The 14,847-nt window shown below is 59.4% G+C and carries 16 protein-coding genes; 5 read left to right on the top strand and 11 right to left on the bottom strand.

The features are described 5' to 3' along the window. The first annotated feature begins 172 nt into the window (after nucleotides 1-172). A complete protein-coding gene (locus tag HMPREF1531_RS07840; protein ID WP_156860218.1) occupies nucleotides 173-2,419 on the top strand; it encodes a DUF5979 domain-containing protein in 2,247 nt (748 codons plus the stop codon). A gap of 167 nt (nucleotides 2,420-2,586) precedes the next feature. Here HMPREF1531_RS07840 and HMPREF1531_RS07845 read toward each other — a convergent pair whose 3' ends face one another. From HMPREF1531_RS07845 to HMPREF1531_RS07855, 3 genes are all read right to left on the bottom strand, one after another. Beyond that, nucleotides 2,587-3,117 (bottom strand): DUF1697 domain-containing protein, encoded by a 531-nt coding sequence (locus tag HMPREF1531_RS07845; RefSeq protein ID WP_016669407.1) that lies wholly within the window; start codon nucleotides 3,115-3,117, stop codon nucleotides 2,587-2,589. Further along, nucleotides 3,114-3,314, bottom strand: a complete 201-nt coding sequence (locus HMPREF1531_RS07850) for a hypothetical protein (protein ID WP_016669408.1) — start codon at nucleotides 3,312-3,314, stop codon at nucleotides 3,114-3,116. Before HMPREF1531_RS07850 ends, HMPREF1531_RS07845 begins: the two co-directional genes overlap by 4 nt. 150 nt (nucleotides 3,315-3,464) lie before the next feature. Further along, nucleotides 3,465-4,715, bottom strand: coding sequence for a glycosyltransferase (locus HMPREF1531_RS07855; protein WP_016669409.1), 1,251 nt, complete (start codon nucleotides 4,713-4,715; stop codon nucleotides 3,465-3,467). Nucleotides 4,716-4,934: 219 nt separating this feature from the next. Here HMPREF1531_RS07855 and HMPREF1531_RS07860 point away from each other — a divergent pair, with 219 nt between their 5' ends. The 4 genes from HMPREF1531_RS07860 to HMPREF1531_RS12945 all read left to right on the top strand — a co-directional run bounded on the left by HMPREF1531_RS07860 (nucleotide 4,935) and on the right by HMPREF1531_RS12945 (nucleotide 8,580). Continuing rightward, nucleotides 4,935-5,402 (top strand): GNAT family N-acetyltransferase, encoded by a 468-nt coding sequence (locus HMPREF1531_RS07860; RefSeq protein WP_016669410.1) that lies wholly within the window; start codon nucleotides 4,935-4,937, stop codon nucleotides 5,400-5,402. Nucleotides 5,403-5,554: 152 nt separating this feature from the next. Continuing rightward, nucleotides 5,555-6,664, top strand: a complete 1,110-nt coding sequence (locus HMPREF1531_RS07865) for an ATP-binding protein (protein WP_016669411.1) — start codon at nucleotides 5,555-5,557, stop codon at nucleotides 6,662-6,664. Between the two features lie 92 nt (nucleotides 6,665-6,756). Beyond that, nucleotides 6,757-7,413: a phospholipid scramblase-related protein gene (locus tag HMPREF1531_RS07870; RefSeq protein WP_016669412.1), complete on the top strand. Its 657-nt coding sequence runs from the start codon at nucleotides 6,757-6,759 to the stop codon at nucleotides 7,411-7,413. Between the two features lie 573 nt (nucleotides 7,414-7,986). Next, a complete protein-coding gene (locus tag HMPREF1531_RS12945) occupies nucleotides 7,987-8,580 on the top strand; it encodes a DUF4230 domain-containing protein (RefSeq protein ID WP_016669413.1) in 594 nt (197 codons plus the stop codon). 58 nt (nucleotides 8,581-8,638) lie between these two features. On the opposite strand, the gene HMPREF1531_RS07880 is transcribed toward HMPREF1531_RS12945, so the two are convergent. From HMPREF1531_RS07880 to HMPREF1531_RS07915, 8 genes are all read right to left on the bottom strand, one after another. Then, the gene (locus HMPREF1531_RS07880) at nucleotides 8,639-9,184 is read right to left on the bottom strand and encodes an NAD(P)H-dependent oxidoreductase (protein ID WP_016669414.1); all 546 of its coding nucleotides are present in this window, start codon (nucleotides 9,182-9,184) and stop codon (nucleotides 8,639-8,641) included. A gap of 84 nt (nucleotides 9,185-9,268) precedes the next feature. After that, nucleotides 9,269-10,432, bottom strand: coding sequence for a hypothetical protein (locus HMPREF1531_RS07885; protein WP_016669415.1), 1,164 nt, complete (start codon nucleotides 10,430-10,432; stop codon nucleotides 9,269-9,271). 13 nt (nucleotides 10,433-10,445) lie between these two features. Continuing rightward, nucleotides 10,446-10,775 (bottom strand): type VII secretion target, encoded by a 330-nt coding sequence (locus tag HMPREF1531_RS07890; RefSeq protein WP_016669416.1) that lies wholly within the window; start codon nucleotides 10,773-10,775, stop codon nucleotides 10,446-10,448. Between the two features lie 8 nt (nucleotides 10,776-10,783). Continuing rightward, complete coding sequence (locus HMPREF1531_RS07895; RefSeq protein ID WP_016669417.1) at nucleotides 10,784-11,704, bottom strand: hypothetical protein; 921 nt, start codon at nucleotides 11,702-11,704, stop codon at nucleotides 10,784-10,786. Nucleotides 11,705-11,851: 147 nt separating this feature from the next. Further along, the gene (locus HMPREF1531_RS07900; RefSeq protein WP_016669418.1) at nucleotides 11,852-12,472 is read right to left on the bottom strand and encodes a hypothetical protein; all 621 of its coding nucleotides are present in this window, start codon (nucleotides 12,470-12,472) and stop codon (nucleotides 11,852-11,854) included. Nucleotides 12,473-12,475: 3 nt separating this feature from the next. Next, nucleotides 12,476-13,492, bottom strand: coding sequence for a WXG100 family type VII secretion target (locus HMPREF1531_RS07905; RefSeq protein WP_016669419.1), 1,017 nt, complete (start codon nucleotides 13,490-13,492; stop codon nucleotides 12,476-12,478). A gap of 9 nt (nucleotides 13,493-13,501) precedes the next feature. Continuing rightward, the gene (locus HMPREF1531_RS13930; protein ID WP_198011018.1) at nucleotides 13,502-13,735 is read right to left on the bottom strand and encodes a hypothetical protein; all 234 of its coding nucleotides are present in this window, start codon (nucleotides 13,733-13,735) and stop codon (nucleotides 13,502-13,504) included. A gap of 122 nt (nucleotides 13,736-13,857) precedes the next feature. Further along, nucleotides 13,858-14,757, bottom strand: coding sequence for a hypothetical protein (locus HMPREF1531_RS07915; protein WP_016669421.1), 900 nt, complete (start codon nucleotides 14,755-14,757; stop codon nucleotides 13,858-13,860). Nucleotides 14,758-14,847 lie beyond the last annotated feature (90 nt).

Below are 14,847 nucleotides of genomic sequence, written 5' to 3' on the forward strand. Positions count from 1 at the left end.
GAAACTGATCAGGAGGAAGCGTGCATACAATCCTGTATCCTAGATACAGCTTCGCATCGACTATGAGGAATGACCCTCTGGGAGGGTTAACCTGCCCGGAGCAGGGAGTGTGCTCGCGGTGCGTCTTGCCGCGGCCGGGCTCCACGTGACCGAGGAAGTTTGGGAGAGAAAAGTGGTGAGATTCAAGGGCCGCGTAACCGCAATGGTCGCCGCCTTGGTACTGGGACTGATGGGAGTGCTGGGGACGACCCCCGCCCACGCGAACGAGATCGACGCGGTGGTTCCCGGCAGCCTCAAGATGACCAGGGTTGACAACTTGACCGATCCTGTCCACCTCTGGTCAGAGGTGAAGCTGACGGGCGAGTGGAGAGTTGCCGACTTCTCTGCGAAGAAGGGTGACACCTTCTCGGTGGCCATCCCCGATATGCTTGCGCCGCTGCCCGGCGGGTTTGGCTTCGAAGGTGCCGATGGGACTTCCTTCGGAGACTGTGCCGTCAATGGACAGAAGCTGACCTGCACGCTCAACGAGAACGTGGAAAATCGTGCCAACGTTCACGGTACTTTCTGGTTGCGTTCCCAGATCGTGAAGAAGAGCGACCAGGCCACCGTGCCGGTCACCGTGCGCGGCAACCAGATCGTGAACGTGTCGTGGCCGAACGGCGAGCCGGGCGTGGGTATCGACTCCTTCGTTCCCTGGGATATCCTGAAGGAAGGCTGGGTTGAGAACGACAACGCCCTCGTGTGGCGCGTCATCATCCCCGGCTCGAAGATTGCTGATCGCTCTGTGGTGAACATCGCCGATGATTACACCCTTGATGGCCTTCCCTTCACCGTTACTCCGGGTTACCCGCATGCATACACCGTCAATAACACGGCTGAGTGCTGGAACGAGGAGTATATCCCTAACTGCCGGACTCAGTTGGATGAAACGACCAGCCCGAAGGCCGTTATCAAAGTGAACGAGGCCGACACCTCTTTCACCGCAGAGCTCAACAACAACGGTCAGAACTTCGACCCGAACAAGATCTACGTCGTGGCGCTGCGCCTGCAGACCACCTCCAAGATCCAGGTGGGTGCGAAGTACGTCAACAAGGCCAACGTTGACGGAGTCGAAGTCAACGCCGAGGCCAAGCGTAACGCTGCCGGTGGCGGTACCGGCTCTGGCGATGGTGTGGGGCATTTGTCGTTGGCGAAGACCGTGTCGGGTGCTGCTGTTCCGGCTGCCACCGAGTTCACCGTGAAGTACTCCTACACCGTTGATGGAACGCTGAAGAGCGGTGAGCTGAAGGTCAAGAACGACGGCACTCCGGTTGAACTGAATAACATCCCCAATGGCACCGTGGTGACGTTGACCGAGGATCCGGCTGCTGCTGCAGATGTGACTTTCGGTGATCCGGTGTTCTCTGGTAACGGAGTGACTGACGGTGGCGCGAACGATGCGTCGGCAACCGTGAAGATCACCGAGTTCACCACTGTCGCGGTAGAACTGAACAATCCGGCGACCCCGAATCGCAGCAAGGTAGTTCCGGTATCTCCCAAGATCACTCCCGGCGTGTGTGAGGTCGGGTCGACGACTCCGACCGAACCGACGGTGAACGTTCCGAGCACTGATGGGATTACCTATTCGACCCCGGTCCTCAAGACTGAGGGGAATGTGGTGAAGGTATCGCTGACCGCGACTCCGGCTGCCGGTCGCTACATCGACGATGCCGATCTGCCGCAGGGCTGGACCAAGAATGCCGATGGGACTGCAACGTTCAGTGGTGAGGTGACCCAGCCGAATTGTGCGGTCGAGGAGGTCAGCCCGGTTGCGCCTCAGATCACGTGGTCAACTTGTCCAGTGGGCAGCAAGACACCGGTGCCGACGACCGCTCAGGCTCCGACCACTGCTGGTATCACCTACACCAATCCGGTGGTGAGTTCCGAGAGTGGTACCGAAAAAGTGACCATGACCGCGAAGACCGAGGCTGGCAAGGTTTTCCCGGCTCAGTTGGGTGAGGGTTGGACCAGGGTGAGTGATTCTGAGGCGACCTTCATGGCGACGGCTCCCACGCCGCCGTGCGGCACGACGACGGTGACCCCGTCTAACCCGGTGGTCAAGGCTGGTGTGTGCCAAGCTGGGTCGTCGACGCCGAGCGAGCCGGTAGTGGAGACCCCGTCGGTGTCTGGACTGGACTACGGGACTCCGAAGATCATGACCAAGGATGGCAAGGTGACCGTTACCGTGGTGGTAACCCCGCAGGCTGGTCATGTCATTGGTGATCTCCCCCAAGGCTGGACAAAGAATGCCGATGGAACTGCCACCTACACCTGGAGTGGTGATCAGGCGACCTGCGAGCCAGGAACGACTCCGCCATCCCAGCCAGAGCAGTCGGCTCCGGTCACCCCGAAGAAGAAGCTGCCAAAGACCGGCAACTGATCTCCAATGCGGTGGATGTGATCATTGGTCGCGTCCACCACCACAACCACAACTGAGGGGCGGAACCTGAGAGTTCCGCCCCTCAGTTTCCGTGCTCTTGTGATTGCCATTTCCTTAGTCAGGCGCCCCACTATCTCGGGCGCCCGGTGATTGCTGGGGTTGGCTGGTCAGAGTTTGGTTGCGATCTTCTCGAGTGTGTTCCAGTTCCGTGCAGTGGCGGTGATCCCGAAGCGCTTCTCCAATGCCGTGTGGGAGACCTTCATGGCCTTCACGCCGTCAGGGGTCCATACGAACGCCGTGCGTCCGATCAGCCGCACTACCTCGGGGCTGAAGTCCTCAGCAGCCAAAGCCGCTGCCCGCGCCTTCGTCGGGGATGCAGACAAAAAGATGACCAGGTACCGCGACCCGTCGGTGGCGATCGTCTTTAGCGGGTTGGCGCAGAGTGCCTCGCGGATTTCGTCGGCGCAGCGCACCACGACAGGCACGTCCACGCCGAAGGTGTCGTGCATCATTGATTGGACCGAGAAACAAACCTGCTGTTCGGAAGCCTCTCGGTCGGCGGCGATATTGCCGCTTTGACCGATGGTGACAATGTTCTCGAACCCAGCTTTGCCGAGTTCGGTGCGTATCCCAGCCATTGGAACTCGATTGCTCTTACCGACGTTGATGCCACGCGGCATGATAAGCCAGCGAGTCATGGCAGCTCGGTCATAACGTAGGCTGCCGAGCTCAGGTCGAGGGCCCGCGCTGTGGCCAGTTGTGCCTGTGATGTTCCGGGGATCGCCCAGGAGAAGGTCCTATGCACGGTATCTCGGCTGAGCACCAGCTCTTTTTGTTCCTGGAATGGGGACTTACTGTTCGTGCCGATCTTGGACGGCTTACGAAAAACGGTCATTTTTTCCTCATTGAGTTGGAGTGATGGCGGATCTGCGACGGCGCTGAGAACCCGCCTGGAACATTGTGAACCTGCTTGAAACATCGTGTTCCGAGACCAAGAGTACCGGCGATGTGATGGCACGGGGCCGTGAAGGTTGCCCAGCACGGCTCAGCTCTGGCAGGGGATCTCTTCGCAGGCAAGCTGCTCCAGGATCGGGATCGTGCTGCCGACACCATTCTCGGCGGCCATCGCCCGCGCGACCTTGGTACAGATCATCGCCATGGAATCCGTCTCGATTTCGCGCACGGCTGCGTTGATATCCGATGTGGTTGCACGGCGTGGGTCCAGCGGACGGGATGCCACACCGAGGCGGTGCAGCCGGTGGGCCCAGAACGGCTGGTCGAGAGCGAAAGGGAGGGGGATCGTCGGTGTCCCAGCACGGGCTGCTGCATGGGAGGTACCGGCCCCGCAATGATGAATGACCGCTGCACATCTAGGGAAGAGCCAGTCGTGTGGCACATGGCCGATGGGTAACACATTGCCGGGCAGCGGCTCGTCATCAAGGCCCGCCCATCCCGCCGACAGCAGGATACGACGTCCGCGCAGAGCATCCAGCAGGGTGCGGCGCAGCCGGGGAAGCCAGTTCACCGCAGGCATTGACCCGAAACCGACGTAGATCGGGGCCTCGCCGGCGGCGAGAAAACCGGTCAGTTCCTCGTCAGGCACGAAATCGGGGGTCTTGTTGCGCCACTGTCCGACGACCCTGCACACCTCGGGTCCCCAATCGCGAGGAGCAGGCGATAATGTGGGGGACCACGCCCCTAGGGCAGGCACGTGCCGCGTCGGATTGCCGGTACGGGGCAGCCCCAACTCATGTCGGGCCCGGTTCAATCCATGAGAGGTCATCGCCCAGTGACCGGTGCGGATCAGATGACCGCCGGCAAGGTTCGCCCATGGGGACCGGCGCACCCGCCCGACCCCGGTCGGGAAGTGCTCCCGTGAAGGAGACATCGGTTGCAGGTGGGCGAGCACTCCCGGAATCCCCAGGCTGCGGGCCACTGACATCGCATGGTGGTAGATGATGGGCCCGCCGAGCACGAGGTCGGCGCCTTTGGCGGCGTCGGTCAGTTCCTCCAGCCAAGCGCGATCGGGGACGATGAGCCCGGGCAGCGAGGACATCGCGTAGCGGCCCCGCTCGAAGGCATCGAAAGCGGTGGTGCCGGGTTCCCAGCGCATTGCATCCGGAACGCTGAGTATTCGCAGCTCAATGCCTGCTCGTTCGGCGGCTTCCGTGTAGGCGCCGTCACAGGCGATCACGGCCTGGTGCCCGGCCGCGATGAGGCCAGAGGCCAAGGCGATGATGGGCGCAGTGTCGCCCTCCGTGCCGAGGTTTGCGAGCAAAATGCGCAGGTGCTCCACGTTTTCCTTCCCCGGACCCGACCGATCGCAGCGATGCCGATCTGGCGCCCACCATTTAGTGGCGGGCATGGGCCCATTGCCACTATCTTCCCAGAGGGATGGTCACTTCCTGACGGCACCCGGAGATGTTGCCGTCGATGACGTCGCGGGGTAGGAATGAAATCAGGAGCAGCCGCTCACTGGTTTCACCCGGATGCCAGTTGAAGGAGAAGATGCCAGATGATCCCGGAGGAGATGCGAGTTCGTCATGCTGGGACAGGTGACATCCGGTTCCTGGTGGAGGCCAGGGCTGAGATGTTCTCATCTATGGGAGTCGTTGACCAAGTCATGGCATGGCGGGAGGCTGCAGCTGACTGGTTCGAGAATCATCTGGATGACGGATCGGTCGGTGTGTTCATCGCAGAACGTGAGGGCAAGGCCGCTAGCTGTGCCGTGGGAGTTCTGCATGCATGTATTCCCGGGCCCGACGTTGATGGTCTGCTGGACGTCGAGATCAGCAATGTGTATACATCGGAATGGGCCAGGGGAAGCGGGTGTGCCAGAGCCGTGATGACAGCCCTGCTCAACTGGGCTCGTGACCGCGGCGCCGTTCGGGCCAAGCTCAATGCGACAGATCAAGGACAGCCTCTGTACACATCTCTGGGATTCGTCATGACCCGGTGCCCGGCGATGAAACGTTCCTTGTGACAGTCAGTTGAGCCGCATGCTGCAGGTGCGATCCTGGCAATACGAGCGAATTGGCTGGGCTCGGGGATACGGTCACGCCTGGTCCGGAGTGGTTGTAGGATTCTAGAAATCTAAAGGAGACAAAGGATCCCAAGCGAACAAAGGACCCTCCGATGCCAGCTCGCCGAAACCCCTTCCGGCCCACCGCAGGGGCCACACCGCCGATCCTTGTCGGACGCCATGGCCTCCTTGAGCAGTATGCCGAATCGATCGACGATGGCCCCGGTGCTCCGTGGCTGCTTACCTTGGTGACCGGTGCCCGGGGTGTCGGCAAGACGGTCATGCTGACCGAGCTGGGCGATGTGGCTCGCGCTAAAGGCTGGGTGGTGATTGACGAGACCGCAACCAGTGGTGTGATGGAGCGGATAGCAGCTCAAGCCGATCGGCACCGCTCGGAACTGGGCTCTCCCGATCGCGCTCGTGTCGTCGGTGGGTCGATCGGCTCCGTCATTAGCATCGACCTGGATACCCCTGAGCGGCCGGTGAAGTCCTGGCGACAACGAGTTGGGGCGTTGCTTGACGTGCTGGCCGGGCATGAGACCGGGCTGGTGGTCACCATCGACGAGATTCACGGCATGGATACCGGAGAGCTTGCGGAACTGGCAGCGTGCGTCCAGCATTTGATCCGCGACGGTCGTGCGATCTCACTCGTCATGGCTGGCCTACCCAGTGCCGTGAATGACCTGCTCAACGGCGATGTGTCCACCTTTTTACGGCGGGCAGAGCGGATGCAGTTGGACAACGTTCCTCTCCGGATGATCGCTGACAGCCTTAAGGAGATCTTCGAGGACGGAGGTCTGCGGATTTCCGAAGAGGACCTGGCCGAGGCCGTCGCAGCGACTCAAGGTTATCCGTTCATGATCCAACTTGTCGGTTATCACCTGTGGCGACGTGCTGATGACCAGGGTCATTTGAACCACGAGGCAGTAACCGAGGGTATCGAAGCGGCGCGGCAGCGGCTCGGGACGATGGTCATCGCGGCGGCCCTGGCAGATCTGTCGCGGATGGACCGCACCGTTTTATCGGCTATGGCTTGCACGGATGGGCCCTCGCGCACCGCCGACATCGCACGAGCCATCGGGCGTGATTCCAAATATGTCGGGGTCTACCGGGCCAGGCTGATGGCAGCCGGGATGATCCGACCGGTAGGGCACGGGCAAGTCGACTTCGCCATGCCCTATCTCAGGGAATACCTGGCTGGCCTCGTCGGGCTTGCAGATTGACTTCATCGAGAGCAAAAGCCTGAGGCGGTCTTGGCGCTGCTACCGGAAGTATCGGAGCCGATTCGAACCCAAGAGCCCCATAGAATGATTTCATGAGTGATCCCACCGCTCCTGACCAATGGCGGTTGGCGAACCGGGCCAGAGCCACGTCAAATGAATCGGCGCTCAGGGACATCGCGCAGTTTTTCCTCGCTCCTGAGTTGATCTTCCGGGAGGAGTTCGAGTTCGGAAGGATATGCGCCAAGTTCTCTCTGTTCAGCCCAGATAGCGGGTTCGTCGGCCGGATAATACAGGTCGACGAGGTGCTGCCGACCGAGGTCTTCAAGCCCAACTGCTATGTGGCCGAGATAAAAGACGCCGATGACCGCACGCTGCTGGTTGTGTCACGAGAACTTTCGATGAAGTTGCGGGTGAAGGCCTATCGTCCTGACGGTGAGGAGATCGGCAGACTCGAGCAGCAGGGGCCTGGCATTCTTGGCGCGCAGGAAATCTTCATCACCAACGGAGGTCTCCCCATCGGGGTAATGCGGCGTACCGAAGCCTTCTCCCACGACTTCCACATCTTAGACCAAAACGATAACCTGGTAGCCTCTGTTTTAGACGTCTGGGACGGGTTCGCTCGAGAACTTTTCACCAATACCGAAACCCATGTGCTGGTTACGCCACGGCCGGTGAGTGATCCTTTGAGACCGTTGTTGTTAGTTTGCCCTCTGGTGGTTGCCTTCCTGAAAAAACAGGAGTCTGACTGAGAAGTGTACTTTCTCGTATAAAGCCATCTCTGATGCCGATGCCGTGATCTTTGTCTCCTTCGAGTACAACCACTTGGTGCTTGGTGTGTTGAAAACGCTATCGACTACCTGACCTCATATCCCTTGCCCATAAGGCCGTCGCACCGTTACCTATGGTGCCGTCGGCGGGGGTGCTGGTGAGTAGATGCGTCAGATTCTTGGCAACTTCAACGCCGACACCATCGCGGCCGGTGTGCTGTTCATCCTGTTCACCGATGTCGAGAGCATATCCGAGTCCACCCCGTAGCTTTACACGATGGCGAGAATGAGGGCTTGGTGCAGGCGCTGGTGATGCGCACTGACGTGTTGGCCTACCTGTGCTGACCTGCACACATCCTAGTGCCTCCTGGAATACGTGCTGGGTCGCTGGGAGTCTCATCAAACCATCCGGCGGCGGGAGATAGCGTCGGGTCTGCGCTCTGGGCGGGAACTGGAGTCGGTAGTGGGAATTCGCCGGAGATCTCCGGTAGGTTCGGCTTCATCGATCGGCGATTGTGCAGGAAATCGTCGGAGCTGTTCTGTACAGGGGGAGTCATGCAAAAGATCCAAATGATCTTGGTGGGAGTAGTTGCGGTCGTCGTCGCGTTGGCTGTCGGGTTCGGTGTATCCTACTTTGGATTGCTCGGTACGAAGCATGGTAAAATCGACTCTTCAACTTTGGAGACGTCCTTCCATGATGTCGCGGAACTGACCACTGAGGAATACAATTTTAAGGCCGTCGGGAAATACTCCGATGAGTCTGGGCTGTGGGGTTTCGGGAAAGCCACATTCCTCGTCGTTTACAAGGGGAAAGTCAAGGCTGGGGTGCCGGATCTCTCCAAGATCGATGCCAAAATCGATGGGAAAAACGTTGTGGTCACAGTCCCCGAGGTTAAGGTGCTCGATTCGACGATCGACCCTTCAACAATCGAAACCTACGATCAGTCCTTCAACCCGTTCAATCAGATTGGTCCCGGTGATGTGGCAAATTTCCTAACCGCAGAAGCCGACCGGGCAGCAGAGGAGGCCATCTCCGGTGGCCTGCTCGAGCGGGCGAAGGCACAAACTGAGAGCATTCTTACCGCTCAGGTCAGAGCCATCGCCGGTCCAGATGTCTCAGTGTCGGTCACCTGGGCCGCCGACTCCTGACATGGCGAGCCTGCGGCTCCACATGAGCTCGCAGGCTCGCCAAGGGCGAAGTGTTTGCTCACTCGAGCTCGCCGACTGTCCCTAACTCAGAGGTCAACCACGTCTGGTAGGCAGCTGCTTGCGCTGTGAGATCATCAGTGCCCAGCGACATGGAACCTGCCGTGATGAAGGGAGTCACATATCGAGTTCCGATGAGGTTGCTGACTGCTTGCAGGGGGCGGAGCAACTCGGTGACCGTGTAATGGTACGAACCATCGCGTTGATACTTCTCACCAGGTGAGCCGGGGGAAACCGCGATACCGAGTTCTTTGCCATTCAGGGCCTTACCGGTGCTGCCATAGGCCCAGCCGTAGGTCAGGACGTCATCCTGCCATTTCTTGAGCAGTGGGGGAGTGGAGTACCAGTACATCGGGAACTGGAAGACGATGCGATCTGCGGCTTCCAGGGTTTTCTGCTCGGTGCCGATGTCGATCGTGAAGTCTGGGTACAGCTTGTAGAGATCGCGCACCTCGACGCCGGTGGTCGCCTCGGCTGCTTTCGCCAGCGCGGCATTGACCCTGGACGTGCTGATGTCAGGGTGGAATACCAGAACGGTTGTGGTCACGAGTTCCCCTTTCGTAGGTGATCTCCATACATGATGACGCGCCCGGCCAAACCGGACGCGTCATCATGTATGGACTGCATGCTGTCAGTATCCCGTGGGCAGATCCTTGATGTCCGGAACCTGACCCGCCTTCTTCACCTCATCAAGGGTCTGCTTCAGTCCATCCGTGAGGTGACCGAGGGTCGTCGAGGCCGATGAGCCAGACTGCGGGGCACTACTTGCGGACGAGACGGAACCGGTGCTGCCGTGTTGCACATTGCTGTAACCGGAATTACTGCCAGAGGCCGTGGTACCGCCGCTACCGTGTCCCACGCCGCTGCTGCCCACCCCCACTGTGCCGCCATAGCCGCCACCGGAGCGGATGGTGCCATTGTGGGTAGTGCTGTGCGCGGTGCGGCCATCGTTGATGCGGCTCTGCGTGAAGTTGCCGGACCCACTGCTTTCACGGCCGGTGGACGATTTGACAGCGCCCATAATCTCGGAGACCTGGCGCAGCAACTGGATGGCCTTGGTGAAGGATTTGGCACTGACCCCGAGCTTCTGAACCAAGGTGCCAACCTTCGACATCAGCTTGGAGATGGTGGATGCGAACTTCGAGCACATGGCCGAGAGCTTGCCGGTGAACCACGAGATGAAAGAGGTGATCGATCCGCCATAGGTGGGAACCGCGGCGGCCAGTGCCGACAGAGCGGACTGGATAACCTGCATCAAGAACTCACGAAGCCACGACCATAGGGTCTGACGAACCGTGGAGACCAAGCCTCCGACTGCGGTGACCCACTGGGCGACGCTGGCCGCAGAGGCCGCGGCGGCCTTGTACAGCTCGTGAGTCCGGCGCACCGAGGTGCGATAGGTCTCGGCCGCGTTGCTCTGCCATGCCCGGACCTGAGGCAGGGAATCCACGAAGGCATTCGCGGAGGAAGCCACCTGGTTGGCGGTCTGAGTCCATTTCTGGGCCACTCCCTTAATCTCCTCGGGGCTGCCCAGCAGGGAGTCCACCACGTCGGCCAGTGGCTTGCAACCCTTGAGGATGAGATCCATCAGGTAGTCGAGAGCGGCCCCCATGACGGCATCGAGGGGGTTGGAGCCGTTTCCGAGAGCACTCATGTCGAGATTGCACAGCGAGGACAGCGAGGAACCGTTGAGGTCGCCCTTGGCGAAGATGTCGGCGATCGCCGATAGGCGATCGAGGGAGGAATTGTTCGAGTCTTTGGTGTCAAATGCGGCGGTCAGGGTGCTTTCGCTCATTGTCTTCTTCTCCTCACATCTCGCCCAAGATCTTGCTGATCTGCTCCGAGATCTGCGCGTTGTTCTCTTCGATGGCCTCATACTCGTTGGCACTGTTGGTGAGGTTGTCGCTCATCGCGGTCGCCATGTCCGCGAGGCTACGCAGAGCCTGCTCACCCTGATCGGCAGCCGAAGAGAGCATGGGGTAGGCCAGCGCTCCGACGAGCACGCCGTACATCTTGAACTTTCCTGCGCCCACAGCGGCCATATCAGTGGCGACGGAGTTCACCTCGTCCGCGCGGGTACGCAGTTCATTTACTTGCCCACGCAACTGTTCGTAGGCGATCTCTATGTCCTGGTTCATGTGGTTTCCTAGTCGTCGTCCGGCTCAGGGGAAGCCGTGATACGGAGTGCGTCTTCATGCACGTGGTTGAACAGCGAGCGGGTGGGGTCCTCGCCCTGGGTATCTCCTTCGTCGAAGACTTGCAGGGCCTGGGCGGATGCCTGTTCACAGGCATCCGCATAAACCCGGCGGAAGTCCTCGGTCAGCTCGTCGGCGCTGACCACCGAGAATGCGGGGCGGAACTCGACATCGATCAGTCGTCCGCCCCCGTTGACCGTGATGATCAACTTGGTGGAGCTGGATTCGGCGCGAATCTGCTCCAAATTTCTTGCCAGTTCCGTTGAGCGCTCCGACATCGTTGCGGCCTGCTTCTTCAGACGCTTGTCGGCCAGTGTCGGGTCGGTCTGGGCGTTTGGATCCCAGCGGAGATCCTCGTAGAGGAAGGTGTCGACGTCCAGATCCTGGTCCGGGTCGACATTCGCTTCCACCCATTCTTCTACCTCGGCCAGGCTGAGCCGGGGAGCCTCGCCCGGACTAGTCTCGGGCTCAGGGGTTGGCTCGGTGGTCTGCTCTGGTTCAGGTGCAGGGATAGTCGCCCGTTCAGCGATGTCCTCGGGTGCGGTCGATCGGATACCGGTCATTAGGTCGGGGATGCCGAGCATTGATGCCATCCTGTCGGCTAGACCTGCATTGGCACTGGTCAGCAGGTTCGCATAACTGGTGAGCACCAACTCGCGTAGTTGAGCGCCGGTGATCGCCTGGGCCCTGGGGGTGAAGACGAGTTCAGCGATCTGTGCACTCGGGGTGGTGCGCATGGCGAACTCCTCGCAGGTGATAACTCCGCCGGCTGTCGCCAAGAAAGAGTTCACCTCTTCATGAGTGCGCTGCCATTGGGCGGCCAGTGATGTGAGGTCCTCGACGATGCTTCGGAAGTCAGGGGCTGGTGCCATGAGCGCCATCCTAGGGGCAGGAGAGGGCCATGATCACCTCGTGGACGACACTGCGATGACAGTTGCCATCCAAAAGTTATGGCCCCGGATGCGGAGGAATCTGGAGCCTCCGCATCCGGGGCCCATGCCCATGCGATAGCCGTGCGCTCAGGAGGTCTTGCGTGTGGGACGCTCTTGCGGTGCTGAGGCACTACCTCGGGCTGTGGCTCGCACCCTTGGCTTTGGCTCGCGGATGGGATGCTCCCGTCGCGTTGAGGCACCCGGCACCAGCCGGTATACCAGCTTCGCCATGGCTAGTACAGCCAAGAACCAGACCGCCACATTGCCGATCACCCAGATCGGGCGCATCCAATTCGGCATCACCCACTGATCGGCTGGTGTGATGACTTCTTCATTGTAAAAATAGGGCCTGTTATCTCCAAGGTAGGTGGAGATGGTGCGCTCTCGGGAAACCACTTCGACGGGACCCACCGGGTGACCGTAGGCGATCACGACGATGGATTCCTTTTCCTCGTGGGAGTCGTCCTGCCAAGAGGTCACCATGGCATCGCAAACGCTGAGGTGCGCCGGGCTCGAATGGCAACTGATGATCTGTGCACTGCCCCGGGAGTTGATCTCCGGATGCGCGTACATCCCAGCCCAGTCGCTCGCCCATGCCAAAATCACCACGCCCAGCACCAGCATTATGACAATCAGCACACTCACGATGCCGACCGCCCGCTGCTGCTGCGGGGTGAGAGCGATTCTGGGGGAGCGCTTTGAGGCCATGAGTCAGTATCCCTCGGGGAGGTCCTTAATCGTCCTCGGCGCCTCACCTGCTTTGTACATGTCTACGGCGGTGTCGCCGGCAGCTGTGCCATAGCGTTCAGCTTTGGTGTAAGTTTTCTTGAATTCGCTCCAGCCTGACAAGTCTCCTGTTGAGTCAAATTTTAGTTTTGGCGCCTTGAAGCCCTGGCCTGATTTGGCGAAGGCCTTTGATGCGGTTTGCCCCATGCGTGATGATAGTTGCTTAAGCTGTTGGGCTGCACGCATGAACGATTTACCGCTCATTCCTAGTTTGCGCATAACGAAGCTCACCTTGGTGAGTAGCTTGGAAATGATCTTTGTGAACTTCCCGCAAATGACGGCCATTCTGCCTCCGAACCACGCGCAGAAGCCGCCGATGGATGCGCCAGCAGTCGGTATCGCGGAGGCCAGGGCAATGATGCCTGCTTTGACCACCTCGCTCAAGAAGGTCTTGAGAATGGCCCACAAGGTTTCTCTTGTGACGCTCACCAAGCCTCCCACGAGGGTTATTGCCTGAGCGACCGAAGAGGAAGAGACGCTAGCTGCCTCGTATGCGCTGTGAATTTGCCGCACCGATTGCCGATAGGCCTCAGCGGCTGGGGATTCCCAAGAACTGACTTCACCCAATGAGTCAATGAAACTGTTAGCAGAATTTGCGACGTTCTGTGCAGCTTCGGACCAGGATTTCGCCGCCTCGGTGATCTGTTTCGGGTCGCCCAGCAATGAGTTAACAACGTCGGCCAAAGGTTTGCAGTGTGCCAGAAGCCAATCTTTGAGATAATCGAGAGCGGAGCCGATGAGGGTACCCAAAGGATCGAGAAGGGTGCCCAGCAGTCCCATGTGCAGATTCGCAATGGAAGCGACATCGGTTGCGTTAAATTTTCCGTTAGTGAACTCCTTGGTGATGGAGACCAAGTCCTTGTAGATGGGAATCTTGAACTCCGTTCCACCGAGGGAGGGGTTCGAGAGTGTGTTCGGTTTTTGATCCTCGTTGTTGGTCATCTCGTCTTCTCATTTCGCGTCGAGCATGCTGCGTATCTGCTGGGCTATCGCCGCATTGTCGGTTTCTGTGGTTTCGTAGTCGGTGGCAGTCGCGTCCAAGTTGTAAGCAGTGGCGTTGGCGAGTTCGCCCAGACCCTTGATGGATGACACGCCGCTATTCCCCACCAATTTGAGGATCGGATAGGTGACTGAACCAACCAGGAGTCCGTACATAGAGAAAGACCCAACGCTCTTTATAGACATGGCATCTGCAATCAAATTCATCTCATTTGCTCGAGCACCCAAGCTCGAATTGTGACAACGTAGCTGTGAAACATCGACTTGTATATCGTTCATTTGTTGTTGAACCTCTCTTTTGTATCTGGTTATTCAGTGTCGAGCGCTTTCTGAGCGTTTTCTGTGACTGTGGAAAATAAGGAGACTGTCGGATCATCAGCCTCTGGATCGGACTCAGTCAGCCGCTCGATGGCTAGCCGTGACGCTTCCTCGCAGGCTTGCGCATGGACGACTTCGGCATCATGGTTGAGAATATCGATGCTGAGGGAGTTGAAGGGTTGGTGAAAATTGATGTCCACAAGTCGGCCCGCTCCGTTGACAACCATGTCCACCGTCCGAGACGTGGCCTCGGCGACGATCCTGTCCAAGTTCGCGGCCAGCTGTGTTCCTTGTTCGACGGCTTGAGCGATCTCTTTCTCGAATTCGTGCTGGGTGTTGTCGGGATCAAGTGGACGAGACGGGTCCCACTCCGGGACATCGGCGAACAACTCGTCCACGTCGAGTTCAGCGGTGTCACCCAGTGTTTGCTCGATCCACTCGAGGACATCGTCAGCTTCCAGATCGGCTACCGTGGGTGGCTGCCGGGTCGGGGAGGAGACGGTTCTGGACGACTCGGGTGTCTCCTCGACTGTGGCCAGGTCCGTAACCTCGGTCGGCAACGATGACCGGATGCCCTGTGCGATCCCAGGAGCTTCCATAATCGTGGCGACCTGTTGGGACATAGCAGCGTTTGCGCTGGCGATCAGTTCTGCGTGGGCCTTGAGAACCTTGCTCCGTAGAACCGCTGCACTGAGACGCTGAGCCTTGGTGGTGAACTTGAGTTCAGCGATTTGGGAGGTACCGGTCATGCGCAGTGTGAACTCGGGGCACTCGTGAATGCCACCGTTAGAGGTGAGAGCCTCCTGCATCTCCTGCGCTCGGATGGTCCATTCCCTAGTCAGACCAGCAAGTTCTTGGACGATCGTGCGGAAATCAGGCTCGGAAATCATGCGCGTTATCCTAGGGTTCAGAGGGTGCACTGATCCTTCGCGGGAGCACTGATTCCTTCCGGACACGAACAGCCAGCCTCGACAGCCGAT

This window comes from Propionibacterium sp. oral taxon 192 str. F0372 (assembly GCF_000413315.1).
GTDB lineage: Bacteria > Actinomycetota > Actinomycetes > Propionibacteriales > Propionibacteriaceae > Brooklawnia.